The sequence below is a fragment of the Mesorhizobium qingshengii genome, from assembly GCF_027563465.1.
GTDB lineage: Bacteria > Pseudomonadota > Alphaproteobacteria > Rhizobiales > Rhizobiaceae > Mesorhizobium > Mesorhizobium qingshengii_A.
Genome location: NZ_JAPFQA010000001.1, coordinates 310,813 through 330,437 on the forward strand (window position 1 = coordinate 310,813; position 19,625 = coordinate 330,437).

Below are 19,625 nucleotides of genomic sequence, written 5' to 3' on the forward strand. Positions count from 1 at the left end.
ATTTCTGATCGGGCGTAGAATTGCGCGCTCGGCAAGTTGGGAGGCTTGTGATGGCAGACGACAGCTGGAACGGCAACGGCTCGGGCAGCACGCTCTTCACCAATGTGCGCGTGCTCGACGCGTCAGGTGAATATCCATACACCGGCGAGGTGCTGGTGCAGGGCAACCGCATCAAGCAGATCACCAAGGGCTCGTCGCGCTTCGGCTCGTCCTCGTCATCTTCCTATGGTGGTGGCGCAACCGTCATCGACGGCATGGGCGCGACGCTGATGCCGGGCATGATCGACGCCCATCTGCATCTGTCGTGGAACAATGCACCCGGCATCGACCCCATCCAGATGATGGAGATCGAGGAGCACATGCTGGTCACCATGGAGATGGCCAAGCTGGTGCTCGACGCCGGCTTTACCGCCGGCCGTGGCGCCGCCGCCGCCAAGCCGCGGCTCGACGTCGTCGCCAAGAAATTCATCAACCAGGGCCGCTTCCCCGGACCGCGCTACCTCGCCGCCGGCCCGGAAATCACCACGGTCGGCGGTCTCGGCGATTCCGCGCCTTCGCACATTCCGCATGAAGGGCTGAACCTCGGCATCGTCGTTTCCGGTCCCGAGGAAATCCGCCGCACCGTGCGCCAGCTGATCAAATACGGCGTCGATTCGATCAAGCTCAACCTGTCCGGCGAGAGCATCACCGGCATGGGCGCCGAGGAAACGCCGATGTCGGAAGAGGAGGTCGCCATGGCCGCTTCCGAGGCACGCTGCCGCAACAAGGTGCTGTCGGCGCATGCGCGCTCGTCGGGCTCGGTCAAGCAGTGCATCCGCCACGGCATCCAGAACATCTACCACGCCTCCTTCGCCGATGAGGAAGCGCTCGACATGCTCGAGGCGGTCAAGGACAAGCACTTCGTCGCGCCCGGCATCGCCTGGCTGATCAACACCGCGCGCCATGCCGAGCAATGGGGTATCAAGCCGGGCTCGCCACTGTCGCTCGAATATGAGCGCGAGCTCGAAATGTGCATCGAGACGATGAAGAAGATGCACCGGCGCGGCATCCGCGTCTGTATCGGCGGCGACTACGGCTTTGCCTGGACGCCGCAAGGCACCAACGCCAAGGACATCCAGACCTTCGTCGAGATGCTCGGCTTCTCGCCGATGGAAGCCATCCAGGCCGGCACCAAATATGGCGGCCAGATCATGAACATGGGCGACGAGCTCGGCCTGATCAAGGAAGGCTACCTCGCCGATATCCTGCTGATCGATGGCGACCCGATTTCCGACGTGCGCATCCTGCAGGACAAGAACCGTATCCTCGCCATCATGAAGGACGGCAAGTTCCACAAGGCGCCGCGCATCAACGAGCAGCGCCGGCGGCTCACTGCATGAGCCTGCTCGACCAGCCTTCCTCGCCGTCGCTTTCGGGCGGCGGCATGACACGCCGGCAGGCCTGGGGCCTCGTCGGCCTGCTTGCCGCCGCCGTCATCGCATGGCTGGTCTTCGCCGTCTGGCCGGATTGGCTGAACGCGATCCTGATTTCGAAGAAGGCATTCGTCAGCGCCATCCTCAACGGCATCACGCTGGCCGGCCTTTATTTCCTCGTCGCCAGCGGATTCACGCTGATCTTCGGCCTGATGCGCAACGTCAATCTGGCGCATGGCTCGCTCTATCTGCTCGGCGCCTATATCGGCTACGAGGTCACCAGCCGCACCGGCTACTGGCTGCTCGGCGTCGCTGCCGGCTTCGCCGTGCTGGCCATCGTCGGCGTCGTCATGCAGGTCTTCGTCTTCCGTCGCCTCGAAGGCGATGACCTGCGCCAGACCCTGGTCTCGATCGGCATCTCGATCGTCGCCGCCGACCTGATGCTGGCGGTCTGGGCTGGCGGCACCTACCAGATCGCGACGCCGGAATGGCTCGACGGCGCCTTGACCTTGCCCGTCATCACCGCGGTGCGCTCCAACGGCGCCTCGGTCTTCCTCACCTATCCGCTCTACCGCGTCGTCGTGCTGGCGGCGGCGATCGTCATCGGCGTCGGGCTCTGGCTGATGCTGCACCGGACCCGCGTCGGCATGATGATCCGCGCCGGCGTCGACGATCGTGCCATGCTGCAGGCTTCCGGCGTCAACGTGCATGCGGTGTTTGCCATCGTCTTTGCCGTCGGCGCCGGGCTCGCCGGCTTTGCCGGTGTCGTCGGCGGTTCGGCGCTGTCCGTCGCGCCCGGCGAGGATGTCCGCTACCTCCTGGCGTCGCTGGTCGTGGTCATCGTCGGCGGCATGGGCTCGATCACGGGAGCCGCCATCGGCGCGCTGCTGATCGGCCTCGCCGAACAGATCGGCCTCGTCTATTTCCCGACCTACGGCATCGTGCTGACCTTCGTCATCATGGTGGTCACGCTGGCGGTCCGGCCCCAAGGCATCATGGGGAAAGCCCGATGAGCCTGGCCATCGCCACGGACGGCACGACACCGCGGCAGAACTGGCTGGAGAGGCTGGGCGCCGGCCACATCATCCTGGCCGTCGTTCTGGTGCTCTATCCGCTGGTCGCGTCGGATTTCTTCCTCACGCAGATCGGCGGCTACTCCCTGATCTTCGGCATGATGGGCCTGTCGCTGATGCTGCTCGCCGGCTACGGCGGCATGGTCAGCCTGGCGCAGATCACGGTCGCCGGCATATCAGCCTATGCCATCGCCATCCTCGGCAACAACAATTCCAACATCCTCGGCTTCGGCTGGCCGTGGTGGCTCGCGGTGCCGTTCGCGGTTCTCGCGGCGGCACTGGCGTCGGCGCTGATCGGCTGGATCTCGGTGCGTACCGAGGGCATCTACACGATCATGATCACGCTGGCGATCGCCACCGCGACCTACTATTTCGCCCAGCAGAACTACGCCATCTTCAACGGCCATTCCGGCTATGCCGGCATCCGCGCGCCGGCGTTCTGGGGTATCGGCTGGCGTGATCCGAAGCCTTTCTATTATCTCTGCCTCGGCCTGGCGGTGCTGTCCTACGCGGCCGTGCTTTACGGCTCGCGCTCGACCTTCGGCATGACCTTGCAGGCGATCCGCGACAACCCGCGCCGCATGCGCGCGCTCGGCTACCACGTCACCGCGCACAAGGTCTTCGCCTGGCTGCTGGCCGGCGTCATCGCCGGATTGGCGGGCGTGCTGCTGGTCTGGTTCAACGGCCGTGTCTCGCCCGGAACCATCGGCGTCGATGCGGCGATCGACGTGCTGATCATTGCCGTCATCGGCGGCCTTCGCCATCCGATCGGGCCATTTCTCGGCGCGGTCGTCGTCATCCTGATGCAGACCTTCGCCATCGACATCGTCGGCGCCGAGCGCTTCAACACGCTGATCGGGCTGGTGTTCCTGGTGATCGTCTTCGTCTCACCGGATGGAATTCTTGGGTTGTGGGGGAGGATCAAGCCACATCTTGCCCAGGAGTCCTTGCGTCCCGGCTCGTAGCGGCCGGAATGGAATGAACCACTGAAAACGAAATCAACGGGAGGAAGATCATGAGGATGCATAGACGTACATTGCTGGCCCTGGCGGTGTTCACCGGGCTGACCGCGCCTTCGATGGCGCTGGCTGCCGACGACACCATCAAGATCGGCCTGCTCGCCACCTTCGAGGGACCGTTCACGGTGCTCGGCGAGGACGGCGAGCGCGGCGCTATGACCGCGGTCGCCGAGATGAACGGCACCGTCGCCGGCAAGAAGATCGAGATCGTCAAGGGTTCGTCCGATGCCTCGCCCGACAGCGCGGTGCGCGCGGCGCGCAAGCTGGTCGAGCAGGACGGCGTCAAGGTGCTGGTCGGCCCGCTTTCGGGCGACGAAGGCCTGGCCGTCAAGGACTACGCCAAGACGCAGCCGAACGTGACCTTCATCAACGGCACCTCGGCCGCGCAGGACACGACATTGCGCGATCCGGCGGAAAACTTCTTCCGCTTCTCGACCGACGGCGCCCAGTGGATGGCCGGCCTCGGCACCTATGCCTTCAAGGACAAGGGCTACAAGAAGGTCGCCACCGTCGCCGAGGATTATTCCTTCCCCTACACCCAGGTGTTCGGCTTCATGGCAGAGTTCTGCAAGGCCGGCGGCCATGTGCCGTCGAAATCCTGGGTGCCGATCGGCAACAAGGATTTTTCCTCGGTCATCGCCGCCATCCCCGAAGACGTCGACGCGATCTACGTCGCGCTCGGCGGCGCCGATGCGGTCAACTTCCTGACCCAGTACCAGCAGGGCGGCGGTTCCGCACCGCTGATCGGCGGCTCGATCACCGTCGACCAGACGGTGCTGACCTCGAAAGGCAAGCTGCGCGACGTGCTGAAGGGCACGCCCTCGGCCGGGCCGACCGCCGACACCAATGACGCGCCGGCATGGAAGGCCTTCGTCGAGGCCTACAAGAAGCAGCCGGGCGCCTTTCCCTCGCCGTCGCTCTTCGCCCATGGCTACTATGTCGACATGAAGGCGACGCTGCTCGGTCTCGACCAGGTCGGCGGCGATGTCTCCGACGGCGGCAAGAAGCTGCGCGATGCGCTGTCGAAGCTGTCCTTCGACACGCCGACCGGCAAGGTGTCGCTCGACAAGAACCGCAACGCGATTGCCGACATCTTCCTGACCGAGGTCACCGAAGGCGCCGACGGCAATCTCATGAACAAGCTGGTCAAGGTGGTGCCGCAGGTCAACCAGACGCTCGGCATTCCCGAAGACGAGTTCATGAAGCTCGGCGCGGTCAACCGCGACAATCCGAGCTGCCCGTAACAGCGACATTGAGTGTAGCCGCCAGTGACCGAAAGCTTCGCAGCAAACCGTCTCCAGAGCACCGGCGCCTATGCGCTGGAGCTCGATGGCGTGGCGCGGCATTTCGGGGCGCTGGTGGCGCTCTCGGGCATTAACATGAGGATCGCGGCCGGCGAACGGCGCGCGGTCCTCGGCTCCAACGGCGCCGGCAAGACGACCCTGTTCAATGCCGTCACCGGCGACTTCCTGCCGACATCAGGGCGCATCCGCTTCTTCGGCGAGGACATCACCGACCTGCCGCCGCATGAGCGCATCCGGCGCGGCTTGCGGCGCACCTATCAGATTTCGCAACTGTTCAAGGGCCTGTCGGTCCTCGATTCCATCTTTCTTGCCTGCCGGGGCGTCTCGCGCCGGCGGTTTTCGCTGCTGCGCCCGGCGGCAAGCGACGTCAACATGGTGCAGGCGGAATCGATCCTCCACGCCGTGCATCTCGAAGCCTATCGCGACGCGCTGGTGGCGACGCTGAGCCACGGCCAGCAGCGCCAGCTGGAGATCGCGCTGGCGCTCGCCGGCGCGCCGCGCTTCATCCTGTTCGACGAGCCGGCGGCCGGCCTTTCGCCGACAGAGCGCCGCGACCTTGTCGCCATCCTCAACGCACTGCCGAAACACATCGGCTACATCATCATCGAGCACGATCTCGATGTCGCGCTGCGCGTGTCGGAATATGTCTCGATGATGCACAATGGCCGCCTGTTCAAGGAAGGCACGCCGCAGGAGATCGAGGCCGATCCCGAGGTCCAGGAAATCTATCTCGGGGGCAAACATGGCTGAGCGCCAGACCTCCTCCGGCAAGCCGATCAAGGCCATCCTCCGGATAGAGGACCTGCAGGTCTTCTACGGCGAAAGCCATGCGCTGCAAGGTGTTTCGCTGGCGCTGGAAAGCGGCGTGCTGTCGGTGGTCGGCCGCAACGGCATGGGCAAGTCGACGCTCTGCAACACCATCGTCGGCCTGAAGCGGGCGAGCTCCGGTTCAATCCGCGTCGATGGCCGCGAGATATCGGCGCTCGAGCCGCACGAGATCCATCGTCTCGGCGTCGGCTATGTGCCGCAAGGGCGCCGCGTCTGGCCGAGCCTGACGGTCGACGAGCATCTGCGCCTTGCCGCAGGCAACCGGCGCGATGCCAGCTGGACGGTCGAGCGCGTCTACCAGACCTTTCCGCGCCTGGCTGAGCGCCGGACAAATGGCGGTTCGCAGTTGTCGGGCGGCGAACAGCAGATGCTGGCGATTTCGCGCGCGCTGCTCAGCGATCCGAAGCTGCTGGTCATGGACGAGCCGACCGAAGGCCTGGCGCCGATCATCGTCGACCAGGTCGAGCAGATGCTGGTCAACCTTGCCGCAGAAGGCGAGATGGCGGTGCTTGTCATCGAGCAGAATATCGGCGTGGCGACCGCGGTGTCGAACCAGGTCGCCATCATGGTCAATGGCCGCATCAACAGGCTGATGGATGCAAAGGCGCTTGCCGCCGACCGCGAATTGCAGCAGCGGCTGCTTGGCGTTGGACGCCATGCCGAGGAGACACCGGTTACGCCGGCGGAAGCCGCGCAGGCCCGGGAACAACTGGCGGAAGTCTATCGCATCGACCGCATCGCCGCTGGCTCGGCCGAACCGATGCCGCGCGATGGCGTCTATCGCCCGGTCACCGACTTGCCCAACCGCTGGAACGTGCCGGTCACCGAAATGCGGCAGGCGGCGGTCGACAAGGCAGCACCTCAGGACGATCTGAAGAAGGTCTTCGCCATACCCTTTGCCGAGCGTATCGGCCGGACCGTGCTGGTCGCCGGCACCTTCGACACCAAGGGCAAGGAACTGCGCTTCGTCGCCGACCGGCTGAAGTTGCTGGGCATTCCTGTGCGCACCGTTGATCTCTCGACATCGGGAAAACCGACCAGCGCCGACGTGCCCGCCATGCAGGTGGCCGGCATGCACGCGCGCGGTTCGTCCGCCGTCTTCACCAATGATCGCGGCGGCTCGGTCAGTGCCATGGCGGAAGCCTTCGCGCGCTGGATCGAGCGCGAGCCGCGTATCGGCGGCGTCATATCGGCCGGTGGCTCCGGCGGCACCACACTGGCGACGGCGGGCATGCGTGTGCTGCCTGTCGGCATCCCCAAGCTGATGATGTCGACAGTGGCGGCCGGCGATGTCGCCAAATATGTCGGCGGCGCCGACATCATGATGTTCCATTCGGTCGCCGATGTGCAGGGACTGAACTCGATCACCGAACAGGTGCTGTCCAACGCCGCGCACGCCATGGCCGGCATGGTTGCGCAACTGCCCAATGCCGAGGCGTGGGAAGCCAGACGCAAGCTGGCGCGTCCGGCTGTCGGCATCACTATGTTCGGCGTCACCACGCCCCTGGTGCAAGCGGTGACCAGACGCCTCGAAGCCGACTATGACTGTCTCGTCTTCCATGCCACCGGCATCGGCGGGCGCGCCATGGAAAATCTCGGCGACTCTCGCCTGTTGTCGGGCTTCCTCGACCTGACCACCACGGAAGTGGCCGACATGATCGTCGGCGGCGTCTTCCCGGCGACCGAGGATCGTTTCGGCGCGGCGATCCGCACCGGACTGCCCTATGTTGGCTCGACCGGCGCGCTCGACATGGTCAATTTCGGCCCGCGCGACAGCGTGCCGGAGAAATTCCGCAGCCGCAAATTCGTCATCCACAATCCGAACGTCACCCTGATGCGCACCACGCGCGACGAGAACCGCGCCTTCGGCGAGTGGATCGGCGCACGGCTCAATGCCATGAATGGCCCGGTGCGGTTCCTGCTGCCCGAAGGCGGCGTGTCGATGCTCGATGCGCCCGGTCAGGCCTTTCACGATCCGGAAGCCGACAATGCCCTGTTCGAGGCGATCGAGAAAACCGTTCGCCAGACCCCGTCGCGCCATGTCGAGCGGGTGCGGGCGAACATCAACGAAACGCCTTTTGTCGACGCGGTGATCAATGCGTTCCACGCGATCGCGCCGAAGCTGCAGAGGCGGGCATGAAGAATTGGACTTCGCCACCGTGCGGGTGGATGTTTGAGAATATCGCCGGTCGCCCCGTGCCGACCGTATTGTCTTGGGGAGGATAGATCATGGACGCGCAAACCTTTGGCGCTTTCCTGTTGTGGCTGATCATTGCCGCGGTCGTCGTGGTGATCACCGTCTACATCTTGCGGTGGCTCTATCGCCGCTCGACCAAGGAGACGGCGTTCGTGCGCACCGGCTTCATGGGCGAGAAGGTGGTGGTGAATGGCGGCGCCTTCGTCATTCCGGTGCTGCACGAGATCACTCCGGTCAATATGAACGTGTTGCGCATCGAGGTGCGCCGCGAAGATGGTTTTGCGCTGATCACCAAGAACCGCATGCGCGTCGACCTGATCGCCGAGTTCTTCGTCCGCGTCGGCGCCAGCCGCGACCTGGTGGCCGCAGCCGCGCAGACGCTTGGCCGCCGCACGCTGCAGCCCGACAGCCTGCGCGAATTGCTGGAAGGCAAGTTCGCGGGCGCCCTGCGCACGGTCGCGGCCCAGATGACGCTGGAGGAGATGCACGAACTGCGCGGCGACTACGCCGCCAGGGTGCGCAGCCTCGCTTCGGAATCGCTCGCCGCCAACGGGCTCGAGCTGGAAAGCGTCGCCATCGTCGATCTCGACCAGACCAGCCTCGAATATTTCGACCCGTCCAATGCCTTCGACGCCGAGGGCCTGACGCAGCTGACGGATTCGATCGAGACCCGGCGCCGGATGCGCAACGAGATCGAGCAGCGCACGCTGGTCGATATCCGCAACCAGAACCTCGACACCCAGCGCAAGGTGCTGGAGATCGACCGCGACAGCGAATATGCCCGCCTCGAACAGGAACGCGAGGTCGAGATCCGCCGTGCCGCGCAGCGCTCTGAGCTCGCCATAGAGCGCGCGCTGCGCGACCAGGAATCCGAACAGGCGCAGCTTTCGTCGCGCGAAGCCGTCGAGAAGTCGCGTCTCAACCAGGAGCGCAACATCACCGAGGAGCGCATCAAGAGCGAGGAAGACACGCAGCGTCGCGAGATCGCGCGGCGCCGTTCGCTCGACGAGACCGAGATGAAGATGCGTGAACTGACCGAGCGCGAGCAGATTGCGCTTGAACTGTCGCTGGAAAAGGCCCGCATCGAGCGGGAGGGCACGCAGAGCCAGCTCGAGATCGAGCGCAGGAAACTGCTCGAGGTCGCGGAACTGGAGCGTCAGATCGCGCTGGCTGAAAAAGCGCTGGAAGTGACGAAGGCAGAGGCGGAAAGGCGCCGCGCCGAGATCGTCGAGAACCAGGCGACCGAGACGGCGCGGATCGCGCAGGATCGCGCCATCGACGAGGTCAGGATCGCAAGGGAGCGTCACCTCGAAGCGCTGCAGATCGCCAAGCGCCAGGCTTTCGAGGAAGCCGAGATCTCGGCTGGCGAAGAGGTCGAGCGTGCCCGCATCACCACCGAGCGCGGCATCGAGGAAGCCCGGCTGATCAAGGATCGCGATATCAGGCAGCTTGGCGTCGACCGCGACCAGAAGATCGAGATCGCCGAAATCCAGAAGGCAATCGACATCGCCAAGAAGACGCAGGAGCGGTCCTCGGCCATAGCCGCTTCGGAAGCCGTCCGTGCCAAGGCCATCCAGGCCGAGGAACAGGCCTTCACCGCCCGCGAGCGCGAGATCGCCGAGCGCCGCAAGCTGACCGACCTGATCGGCGCGCAACGCGAAGCCGAGCGCGATGCCTTGCGCATCGTCTCTGCCGCGGATGCGGAGATGAAGGCGGCAAAGAGCCTTGCCGAAGCGCAGAAGATCGCCGCCGTCGCGGCTGCGGAATCGGAGAAGATCCACGCCCTTGCCGCCGCCCAGCGCTACGAGGTCGACGCCGCCGGTCATCGTCAGCTCAACGAGGCCGAGAACATCCTTTCCGAGGGCGCGCGGGCAGGGCGCCTGCGTGGCAAGCTGCTCGACCACATGGAAGGCATCATCCGCGAGAGCGTCAAGCCGATGGAGAAGATCGAGGGCATCAAGATCCTGCATGTCGATGGCATCAACGGTGGCACCGGCGGCAACCGCAACGTCACCGACGAGGTGATCGACTCGGCGCTGCGTTACCGCGTGCAGGCGCCGATGATCGACAATCTGATGAAGGAGATCGGCATCGAGGGCGGCTCGCTCGGCCGCATGACCGACGTGCTGCGCGACGCCAAGGATATTTCCAGCCTGACCCGCGACAAGAAAGGCAAGGGCAAGGCCGCCAAGGACGACGATGACGACCGCGATCACTGAGGTGAGGGCGGTGTTTCCTTGCGTTTCGTTGGGCCGCGCGAGACGATGTCTTGCGCCTGATCACCATGCTGTGTCGGTTCGCGATGACTGCCAAGTGGTTCCCCCACTCCGTCGCTGCTTCGCAGCGCCACCTCTCCCCCCTCCGGAGGGAGAGGAAGGGAGCGTGCCGGAATCGCTTCGCGCCATTCCTCTCCCCCGTCGATCGGGGGAGAGGTGGCGAGCGAAGCTCGACGGAGTGGGGGGCGAACTGGCGCGGCGCGAGACAATGCATGCGCGGACTTCCATGCCCATAGCCGGCTTTCAAGCATGACCAAGGTCTATGTGTCCTCGGTCATTCCCGCGCCGGCGGCGGAAGTCTGGAAGCTTGTGCGCAACTTCAATGGTTTGCCGGGCTGGGCGCCGTTCGTCGTCGAGAGCCGCATCGAGCAGAACGCGCAGGCCGACCAGATCGGTTGCATCAGAAGTTTCACGCTGAAGGACGGCGGACGCATCCGCGAAAGGCTGCTGGCGCTGTCCGACTATGATCTGTCCTGCAGCTACGCGATCCTCGAAAGTCCAATGGCGGTGGAGAACTATGTCGCCACCCTGTCGCTGACGCCGATCACCGACGGCAATCTCACCTTGGCCGAATGGCAGGCAGAGTTCGACTGCGCGCCCGATCGCGAGGCCGCCCTGATGCATCAGATCGGCCATGGCGTGTTCCAGACCGCCCTGACCGCATTGAAACACCGGTTCGGGCGCTGACGCGGCCCGATGGTCAAGGTTTGCCAGAGCACGATCATCGATGCACCGGTCGACGAGGTCTGGGCGATCCTGCGTGATTTCAACGGTCATGACCGCTGGCACCCGGCAATTGCCTTCAGCGAGATCGAGGGTGGCGACCCGGCCGATGCGGTCGGAGCGGTCCGCCATTTCCGGCTCGCCGATGGTGGTGAGTTGCGGGAGCAATTGCTGGCGCTGTCGGACAAGGATCATCGGTTGAGCTATTGCCTGCTCGAAGCGCCGCTGCCGCTGATGGGCTATGTCGCCTCGGTGCGGCTGAAGCCGGTGACCGATGGCAATGCCACCTTCTGGGAATGGCGTTCCGAATTCCACCCGCCAGCGCATCGCCGCGACGAACTGGTCAGGCTGGTCGCCGAAGGTATCTATCAGGCCGGCTTCGCGGCCGTGCGCAGTCTCCTGCGACGCGGAAACCTGGGCACTCCAGTCGAGGCGAGGCCGTCCCGGGCCGTTGCCGCCGCGATGCCATCCGCAAGCGTGCCGCGTGTCGTGTCAACGCTCGCTCCGGGCCAGGCCGCGACAACCAGGGCTATCGTTGTCGGCCGCTATGGCGGACCGGAAGAATTACAGCTCAGGGAAATCGCGCTGCCGCAGCCAGCACCGAACGAGGTGCAAATCCGTCATACGGTGATCGGCGTCAATTTCATCGACGTCTATTGCCGCACCGGCTTTTTCGACCTGTTGCAGCCGCCTGGCGTGCCGGGCATGGAAGCCGCCGGCGTCATCGCGGCGGTTGGCCCGGCGGTGTCGGGCTTTTCGGTCGGCGACCGCGTCGCTTATGCCTGCCCACCGGTTGGCGCGTATGCGGAGCGGCGCAACATGGCGCCCGAGCTGCTGGTTCATCTCTCCGACGATATTCCAGATGAGATTGCCGCTGCCGGCCTGCTCAAGGGCGTTGCCGCCAGTTTCCTGCTGCATGATGTCCATGTCGTGAAGCGGGGCGACATCGTCCTCATCCATGCGGCGGCGGGCGGCATCGGCCAGTTGCTGGTGCAATGGGCCCGCCATCTCGGCGCGACAGTCATTGCCACGGTGTCGAGCGATGACAAGGCGCGGATCGTCGAGCGTCTCGGCGCCCACCATGCCATTGTCTATTCCCGCGAGAATTTCGCCGAGGCCGTCATGCGGCTCACCGGAGGCATGGGCGCCAATATCGCCTATGACGCGGTCGGCAATGACACCTTCGCCGGTTCGCTCGCGGCCCTTGCCGTGCGTGGCCATCTGGTCAGTTTCGGCCAGGCTTCGGGGCCGGTCGGCAACTGGGATATCGGCCGCTTCGCCTCCAGGTCGCTCACCATCTCGCGGCCCAACTACGCCCACTACACCGACACGCCGGAGAAGCTCGCGCCGCATGTCGGCAGGTTTTTCCAGGCCCTTCGCCAGGGCGTCGTCAGGGTCGAGGCGCCAACACGATACGATCTTGCCAACGCCGCCGACGCGCACCGCGATCTGGAATCCCGCCGCACGACGGGAGCCCTGGTCTTGCTGCCATAGTCGGCGGATCAGCCCGTTGCGCTGGCGTAGATATCGAGAACCTGTGTCACGCTGCCGATCAGCAGGCCCCTGGCCCTTGGCGCGACGGAACCGTTCGCCACCGCACCGTCGAGATGGCCAAGGTACTGGCTGATGAGGGGTGGGGGGATGTCGCGGTCGCCGAGCGCCCGCATCAGCGCGTCCGTGGCTTGCCGGGCCGCAGGTACCGGCCAGTAGTAGCGGATGCGGTCGCTGTAGGAGAAATGGCGTTCTATCCGCTGCTCGGTCTTGGAGCCGTGGTAATAATTCTTCCAGTTGGCGGGTGCTGCCTGCATGGCGCGCTCCATGGCCGCCGGCAGGCTTTCGCGCGCCGCATCGGGAGCGAGGATATCGGCGATGTGGCTCAGGCCATAGAGCGCCTCGCGCAGTGCGAAGGTCAGCCATGGCCCGACCTTGAGGATGGCAAAGCCATTGTCGACCAGCGCGGTCAGCGCCGCGACCGGCTGGTAATCCGTCGAGTGAGCCTCGAACACGAATTGCGGCAGGTCCTGCAGCGTGCCGGCCAGGGCGGCGGCGCGTTCCGGCCGATAGGCGATCACCTCGGCATTGCCGAATTCGACGCCCGGCTGCACGACGACGCCGATTACGCGCGAAAAAGCTTGGTCGAGGCCACGGCGGCTGAACGCCTGCCGGTGGATGCGTACCGTCTCCAGTGCCGCCTCCGGCGTCGTTACCGCCAGATGGTCCAGCGCCTCGAAGGCACCGCCAGGCACCGGCACTTCCGTGCCGATGACGTAGACAGGTTTGGCGCCGCCCGCTCGTTCGGTCGCGGCCTCGGCCACCGCGGCCAGTTCCGCCGCGCGCGCGGCAATCGTCGCGTCGGGCGGTGCGGCACCCTCGCCGGCGCAGCCCATGCTGGCGTCGAGATGGATCTTGGTGAAGCCGGCTTCTGCATAGGCCTCGACCATGCGCGAGGCCTTCTGCATGGCCTCGGGCGCGGGCAGGTGCTTCCAGGGATTGGGCCCGAGATGGTCGCCACCAAGCACGAGCCTGTCCAGGGGAAAGGCGACCTTGCCGGCGATCGCCTCGACGAAGTGACGGAAGTCCCCGGGCATCATGCCGGTATAGCCGCCCTCGTGGTTCACCTGGTTGCAGGTGGCCTCGATCAGGACGTCGGCGTCGCGCGCCTTGCCGTGGCGTAGCGCCGACTCGATGACGAGCGGATGAGCCGAGCAGATCGAGGCGATGCCGCGGCGCTCGCCGGCCGCGCGACGCGTCGCGATGGCAGCCAGCCTGTCCGTCGCCTGGCTCACGCCGCCTCTCCGGTCTCGGCCGTCTCGATGAAGGCCTCGACGGCGGCAAGGAAAGCTATGCCCTCCATCGGCCCCTTCTTCGTGACCGCCAGTGCGCCGCAGCCATTGGCGATTCTGAGCGCCTTCTCGGGCGTCGCCCCGCGCAGCCAGAAGGAGACGAAGGCGGCGGCAAAACAGTCGCCGGCGCCAGTCGGGTCGATTTCGTCGACGACGAATCCGGGCGAAACGGTGCGCCCGGCACGATCGAAGTGAACGGCGCCTTGCCCGCCCTTCTTGACGACGACCGTCGAGATGCCGCGTTGCAGCATTTCTCGCACCGCGCCTTCCTCGTCGGTCGCCTTGGCGAAGATGAACAGTTCTGGCCCGCTTGGCAGGAACAGATCCGTCTTCGAGAGCACGAAATGCAAGGCTTCGCGCAGGCCCGGCAGATCGAGCATTTCCTCGCGGATGTTGGGGTCGAAGGAAACCGTGCCGCCGCGCGCCTTGACGGCTTCGATCCCGGCGCGGGCCACCGCGATCGTTTCCGGAGAAAAGAGCGAGGTGCCCATGACATGAAAATGGTCGGCGCTGGCAAGCAGCGCGCGCGCCTCGGTGCCGATCTCGATCAGACCGGCGGCACTCTGCTTGATGTTGTAGACGAAGTGCCGGCTGCCATCCGTTTCGTAGGTGACGAAGGCGGTTCCCGTGGCAGCGCCGCGATGCACCTTGATGGCCGAGATATCGGCCCCGTCGGCGCGCAGGCGCTCGATGTTCAAATGGCCAAAATCGTCATCGCCGACTGCGGCGATCAGGCCCGCCGGCTGGCCGAGCCGCGCTGCCTGATCGATGAAAATGGCCGGCGCGCCGGATGGAAACGGGCCGACGAGCGGGCCGGGAGCAAGGAAACCCTGGCCGATCCGCTCGGCCATGATCTCGACCAGGATCTCGCCGGCGCAAACCAGTTTCTTCATGTCCTCACCATTCGCCGGATGGCATCGGCCGGCGGCCGGATGCGAAGCGTCATGTTCGGTCTTGTCGCTTTCTCAAAGCCTATGTCGTTAGTTTTAGAGCGTCAATAAATAATTTGACGCACGTAATGTTTTTGCGCTGTATTGGAAACCATGAAAATTTGACTGAATAAGTTCGGTCAAGCATTGCCGCTTCCGGGCAACGGCCGCATGACTGGTGATGGCCGGATCGTTCCGGTCGGCGATCGCGGCAAAAGGATCGGATGGATCGATGGCGGAGAAGACGCACCGCACGATGGATGACTTCGCCCAGGCATGTGGCGTGTCGCGCCCGACGCTGTCGAAGTACTTTGACGATCCGGCGAGCGTGAAGCCGGCGACGCGGGCACGCATCGAAGCCGCTCTGCGTTCCTCGGATTATCAGCCGAACCTTTTCGCCCGCAACCTCAACCGCAAGCGCACCCGCAACATCGGCATCGTCGTGCCGACGATCACCGATCCGTTCTATGCCGAGATGGTCAGCCGCATCGAATTTCGCTGCCGCGACGAAGGCTATTGGCCGATCGTCATCTCCTCGCACGGCTCGCCGAAGCTGGAAGCGGAGTCGATCCGCACGCTGCTGTCACTGAAGGTCGCGGGCGCGATCATCGCACCGCTGGGCCTCGCTTCCGACCGCGGCGTTTTCGATAAGCTCGGACAGGACATTCCGATCGTCTATTTCGACACCTATATCGAGGGCGATACGCCATTCGTCGGCAACGACAACCGGCAGAGCGTGTCGACCATCGTCGACTATCTGTGCCGGTCGGGCGAGCCGCCGGCCTATCTCGACATTCCGCATGTCAACCACAACTCCGGCGAACGGCAGGAAAGCTACATCATCGCGATGGAGACGGCCGGGTTCGAGCCGGTCGTCATCGAGGCGGCGCGCGATTACACCTGGGACTTCGAACGCGTCGGCTACGAGCAGATGGAAACAATGCTGGAGACCGGCACCTTGCCCGGCCGCACCATCCTGTGCGCCAACGATCGCCTGGCCTTCGGCGTGATGTCGGCGGCGTTCTCGCGTGGCCTGAAGATCGGCCGCAGGCCCGACTGCGATCTGCGCGTTGCCGCGCATGACGATCATCCGCTGAGCCGCTACACCTGTCCGGCGCTGACCACCATGGCGCAGGATTTCGCCGCCATGGCTGGCCGCAGCGTCGAGATTCTGCTGGCTCTCCTGGACGAAGCCAACCTGCCAAGGCAAGGCATGGAACGCACGGTCAAGCTCGATGCGACCCTGGTGATGCGTCAGTCGGCTTGAGCAGCCGACGCCAGCGAATCCCGTTCGAATTGGCGCCAGGCGGCCACGCCTTCGGCCACCACTTGCCGCGCGGCAGGGATATGGCGCCCCATCGAGACGAAGCCATGGATCTGGCCCGGCCACTGCCGCAGGATCACCGGAACGCCCGCGGCCTGCAGGCGCCTGGCATAGGCTGCCCCTTCGTCGGCAAGGATATCGCAGCCGGCAAGCGCCACGAAAGCCGGCGCGACGCCGGCGAGATCAGGCGCCAGCAGTGGCGAGACGCGCCAGTCCATGATGTCGTCGGGCGTTCGTACATAGTGGTCGCGAAACCATGCCATGGTGGCGGCCGTAAGCCCGAAGCCGTCGCCGAAACGCCGGTAGCTGTCGGCCGTCTGCCGCGCATCGGTGTTGGGATAGATCAGGATCTGCGTGGCAAGCGATGGCGCCAGCCCGTCGCGGGCGAGCAGCGCCAGCACGGCGGCGAGATTGCCGCCGGCGCTGTCGCCGGCAATGCCGAAGCGGGATGGGTCAATGCCGAGTTGGGCGGCGTTCTCCACCATGAAGCGAAGCGTTGCCCGGGCATCCTCCAGCCCGGCGGGAAATTTGTGTTCCGGCGCCAGGTGATAATCGGGACAGACAATGACGGCGCCGCCGAGATTGGCCAGCCACCGGCAGATCTCGTCATGCGAATCGAGATTGCCGATGACCCAGCCGCCGCCATGCAGATAGAGCAGCGCCGGCGCCCCGCTTCGTGGCGCGCCGATGCCGCGATGGATGCGGATCGTGACCGGCCCGTTCGGCCGGTCGATCTGCTGCTCAGAGGTCGTTGCAACCGGCTCGTGTTCGCCCTGCTGCGTCGGGAACGAAGCGTTGTAAGCGGCGCGCGCCGCCGCCACGCTGCCATTCTCGAATGGCTCACCGCCGGCCATGCGGCCGATTTCGAGGACGCGCAGCGCATCCGGGTCGAGTGTCATCGTCATATCCTCAGGCCAGCAGGCTGCTTGCCTCGTCCTCTGTCAGCAGGGCCGGCTGGGTGACATCGCCTGCGACGGCGACAGAACCCTGTGTTTCACCGGAACGCAGGATCGCCTCCATGATTTCCAGCACGTGCAGCGCCAGATTGCCGGAGGCGCGGGGCGTGTTGCCGGTTTGCAGCGAGCGCACCAGATCGGCGACGCCGAGCATGCGGTAGTTGGCGCGATCGGGCGCAGCATAAGGCCAGTTGCGGGCGCCATAGAGTTCGCCTTCGCTGGCGAAATCCTTCCACTCGGCGCCCCGTTCGGAGAGCGAGACGGTGCCGCCGAACGTGTCGGGGTCGGGCAGCCGCAGCGAGCCTTCCGTGCCGTGCAGCTCGATCGGGTGGTTGGAGTGGCGAAAGACGTCCCAGGAGGCGCCGAAGGTGACGGTCGCGCCGGAGCGGAATTCAAGCAGTGACAAGACGTTGGTCGGCGTGCCGACCTTTAATGTGGTGTTCTTGAATGGCCCCTCGGCGGTGATCAGCCGTTCCTCCTGGCCGCGCGTTGCCATCGCCATGACCCGCTCGACCGGACCGAGCAGGTTGACCAGCATGGTCAGATAGTAAGGGCCCATGTCGAACACCGGCCCGCCGCCCGGCTGGTAGTAGAATTGCGGGTTGGGGTGCCAGTGCTCCATGCCGCGGCCCATCATGAAGGCCGTGCCGGTGACCGGACGGCCGATGGCGCCATCGTCCATCAGCCGGCGCGCGCGGCGTCCGGCGGCGCCGAGGAAGGTGTCGGGCGCCGAGCCGAGCAGCAGGCCGCGCTTTGACGCTTCCGCCACTAGGCGGCGCCCGTCGCTGGCCGAAGTTGCCAACGGCTTTTCGGTGAAGACGTGCTTGCCGGCCGAAAGCGCCGAAAACGAAATGTCGAAATGCGCCGCCGGAATGGTCAGGTTGAGGACAAGATCGATCTCGGGGTCGGCCAGCAGCGCATCGACGCCGAGCGCCTGGATGCCATATTCCTTCGCCCGCACCGCCGCCATGTCGGCCGAGATATCGGCGCAGGCGCGCAACTCGATCCCGCCGAAGAGGGCCGCATTGCGCAGATAAGTCATCGAGATATTGCCGCATCCGATGACGCCGATCCCGAGCTTCGTCTTTGATTTTCCATGCATTTTTTGATCGTACCTCCCCAATGCGGTCATGGTCTGACAAATCCATCGCGCCGGCAACGGATCGCCTTCGAAAGGCGCTATACAACATTTTAAATATTGACGCGCGTAAAATTTTTATACAACATGCGAAAATGCTGGCGCGTTATCGGGAGGCTGCCAGCCCTAGAGGCGGATGATTTCAGGTCGAATCGACCTGAAATCTGAATCCGCCCCTAAATCAAAGAGTTAGAGCATGACGTCGTCCGAAAGCCGCTTCGCACTTTTCGGCGTCCATGCTCTAGGAGGAGAAAATGACAGACATGAAAAAACGGCAGACTGCCGGTTCTAAGCCTGTGGGCCATGTGACAATCGCCGATCGCCGGCAATTTCTCATCGGCTCCGCCGGCCTTCTTGGCGCCGCGGCGTTCGGGGCAGGGACGTCTCTCGGCCTTGGCCGTGCTCGTGCCCAGTCACGCGCCGAAATCAGCTTCGCCAGCGCCGCCTTCTTCGGCAAGGAGACCTTCGGCGACCTGATCAAGGCCTTCAACGAATCGCAGGACCGCATCCTGGTCAAGAACATCGAGCTGCCGCCGCCAAGCTCCTCCACGGAGGTCTACCAGGGTCTGGTGCAGCAGCTCGCCCGCCGCACCGGCACGCCTGATGTCTTCAGCCAGGACGTGATCTGGATCGCCGGCTTTGCCGCAGCCGGATGGGCGTTGCCGCTCGACGAGTATTTCCCGGCCGACAAGCGCAGCGCCTACTTCACCGGAACCCTCAATGCCTGTACCTATGGCGGCAAGCTCACCGCCCTTCCCTGGTTCATGGATTCGGGCATGTTCTATTACCGCAAGGACGTGCTGGAAAAGCATGGTGGCAAGGTGCCGGAAACCTGGGCCGACATGGCGGCCATTGCCGCCGCCGCGCAGAAGGCCGGCGACATCGATTTCGGCTATCTGTGGCAAGGCAAGCAGGCCGAGGTTCTGGTCTGCGACGCGGTCGAGATCATCACCTCCAACAACGGCGCGATCTTGGCGCCCGATGGCAAGTCGTCGCTGATCAACCAGAAGGGCGCGGTGGAAGCGATCCAGTTCCTGCACGATACCATGGCCGCCAGCAAGATCAGCCCGCAGGACGTGCTATCCTGGGACGAGGAGCCGTCGCGCCAGCCCTTCACCTCGGGCAAGGCGATGTTCATGCGCAACTGGTCCTATGTCTATCCGATCGCCCAGGACGCCAAGGCTTCGCAGGTGGTCGACAAGGTCGGCGTCGCGCCGCTGCCGTCGTTCCCCGGAGGCAAGAGCTCGGCCTGCCTCGGCGGCTATCAGCTCGGCGTCAATGCCAACTCGAAGCAGCGCGAAGCCGCCATCGAACTCTTGACCTGGCTGTCGTCGACCGAGACCCAGCACCGCATCGCGCTGAACTTCGGCCTTGCACCGACGCGGCCGGCGCTGTTCCAGGACGCGCAGATCAAGAAGGAACAGCCGTTCATGGCCAGCCTCGAGAAAGTGTTCACCGGCGCCACGGCGCGGCCGATCACGCCCGAATACGCGAAAGTGACGCTGGCGCTGCAGTCCGGCATCTCCAAGGCGCTGGTTTCCGGCAATGTCCAGGCCGAGATGGACGCGCTGGCGGCGCAAATCAACAAGATCGTAGGCTGATC

Annotated in this window: 15 protein-coding genes; 11 read left to right on the forward strand and 4 right to left on the reverse strand. The window is 64.9% G+C overall.

Translation table 11 applies throughout. The annotated features are described in order from the left end of the window. Positions 1 to 50 precede the first annotated feature (50 nt). The 9 genes from OOJ09_RS01460 to OOJ09_RS01500 all read left to right on the forward strand — a co-directional run bounded on the left by OOJ09_RS01460 (position 51) and on the right by OOJ09_RS01500 (position 12,326). A complete protein-coding gene (locus OOJ09_RS01460) occupies positions 51 to 1,379 on the forward strand; it encodes a metal-dependent hydrolase family protein (RefSeq protein WP_269903483.1) in 1,329 nt (442 codons plus the stop codon). Further along, positions 1,376 to 2,425, forward strand: a complete 1,050-nt coding sequence (locus OOJ09_RS01465) for a branched-chain amino acid ABC transporter permease (protein ID WP_420107484.1) — start codon at positions 1,376 to 1,378, stop codon at positions 2,423 to 2,425. Before OOJ09_RS01460 ends, OOJ09_RS01465 begins: the two co-directional genes overlap by 4 nt. Continuing rightward, entirely contained in the window at positions 2,422 to 3,450 is a 1,029-nt protein-coding gene (locus tag OOJ09_RS01470) for a branched-chain amino acid ABC transporter permease (RefSeq protein WP_269903484.1), read from the forward strand. The genes OOJ09_RS01465 and OOJ09_RS01470 overlap by 4 nt, the downstream gene beginning before the upstream one ends. A gap of 50 nt (positions 3,451 to 3,500) precedes the next feature. Then, a complete protein-coding gene (locus OOJ09_RS01475) occupies positions 3,501 to 4,748 on the forward strand; it encodes an ABC transporter substrate-binding protein (protein WP_269903485.1) in 1,248 nt (415 codons plus the stop codon). 24 nt (positions 4,749 to 4,772) lie between these two features. Continuing rightward, entirely contained in the window at positions 4,773 to 5,558 is a 786-nt protein-coding gene (locus OOJ09_RS01480; protein ID WP_269903486.1) for an ABC transporter ATP-binding protein, read from the forward strand. Beyond that, positions 5,551 to 7,776 (forward strand): ABC transporter permease, encoded by a 2,226-nt coding sequence (locus OOJ09_RS01485; RefSeq protein WP_269903487.1) that lies wholly within the window; start codon positions 5,551 to 5,553, stop codon positions 7,774 to 7,776. Before OOJ09_RS01480 ends, OOJ09_RS01485 begins: the two co-directional genes overlap by 8 nt. 89 nt (positions 7,777 to 7,865) lie before the next feature. Further along, positions 7,866 to 10,052 carry a flotillin family protein gene (locus tag OOJ09_RS01490; protein WP_269903488.1) on the forward strand — a complete coding sequence of 729 codons (2,187 nt, stop codon included), beginning with the start codon at positions 7,866 to 7,868 and terminating at the stop codon, positions 10,050 to 10,052. A 306-nt stretch (positions 10,053 to 10,358) separates the two neighbouring features. Continuing rightward, on the forward strand, positions 10,359 to 10,796 hold the full coding sequence (locus tag OOJ09_RS01495; protein WP_269903489.1) for an SRPBCC family protein: 438 nt from the start codon (positions 10,359 to 10,361) through the stop codon (positions 10,794 to 10,796). 9 nt (positions 10,797 to 10,805) lie between these two features. Beyond that, positions 10,806 to 12,326: an SRPBCC family protein gene (locus OOJ09_RS01500; protein ID WP_269903490.1), complete on the forward strand. Its 1,521-nt coding sequence runs from the start codon at positions 10,806 to 10,808 to the stop codon at positions 12,324 to 12,326. 8 nt (positions 12,327 to 12,334) lie between these two features. Here the strand turns inward: OOJ09_RS01500 and OOJ09_RS01505 are convergent, their stop codons facing one another. After that, positions 12,335 to 13,618, reverse strand: a complete 1,284-nt coding sequence (locus tag OOJ09_RS01505; protein WP_269903491.1) for a D-tagatose-bisphosphate aldolase, class II, non-catalytic subunit — start codon at positions 13,616 to 13,618, stop codon at positions 12,335 to 12,337. Next, positions 13,615 to 14,568, reverse strand: a complete 954-nt coding sequence (locus OOJ09_RS01510) for a sugar kinase (protein WP_269903492.1) — start codon at positions 14,566 to 14,568, stop codon at positions 13,615 to 13,617. The genes OOJ09_RS01505 and OOJ09_RS01510 overlap by 4 nt, the downstream gene beginning before the upstream one ends. A gap of 268 nt (positions 14,569 to 14,836) precedes the next feature. Here OOJ09_RS01510 and OOJ09_RS01515 point away from each other — a divergent pair, with 268 nt between their 5' ends. Beyond that, a complete protein-coding gene (locus OOJ09_RS01515) occupies positions 14,837 to 15,871 on the forward strand; it encodes a LacI family DNA-binding transcriptional regulator (RefSeq protein ID WP_269903493.1) in 1,035 nt (344 codons plus the stop codon). On the opposite strand, the gene OOJ09_RS01520 is transcribed toward OOJ09_RS01515, so the two are convergent. After that, entirely contained in the window at positions 15,859 to 16,827 is a 969-nt protein-coding gene (locus tag OOJ09_RS01520; protein WP_269903494.1) for an alpha/beta hydrolase, read from the reverse strand. The genes OOJ09_RS01515 and OOJ09_RS01520 overlap by 13 nt on opposite strands. 10 nt (positions 16,828 to 16,837) lie before the next feature. Then, positions 16,838 to 17,986, reverse strand: a complete 1,149-nt coding sequence (locus OOJ09_RS01525) for a Gfo/Idh/MocA family protein (RefSeq protein ID WP_269903495.1) — start codon at positions 17,984 to 17,986, stop codon at positions 16,838 to 16,840. Between the two features lie 290 nt (positions 17,987 to 18,276). Between OOJ09_RS01525 and OOJ09_RS01530 the strand changes: the two genes are divergently transcribed. Further along, a complete protein-coding gene (locus OOJ09_RS01530; RefSeq protein WP_269903496.1) occupies positions 18,277 to 19,623 on the forward strand; it encodes an ABC transporter substrate-binding protein in 1,347 nt (448 codons plus the stop codon). Positions 19,624 to 19,625: the final 2 nt, after the last annotated feature.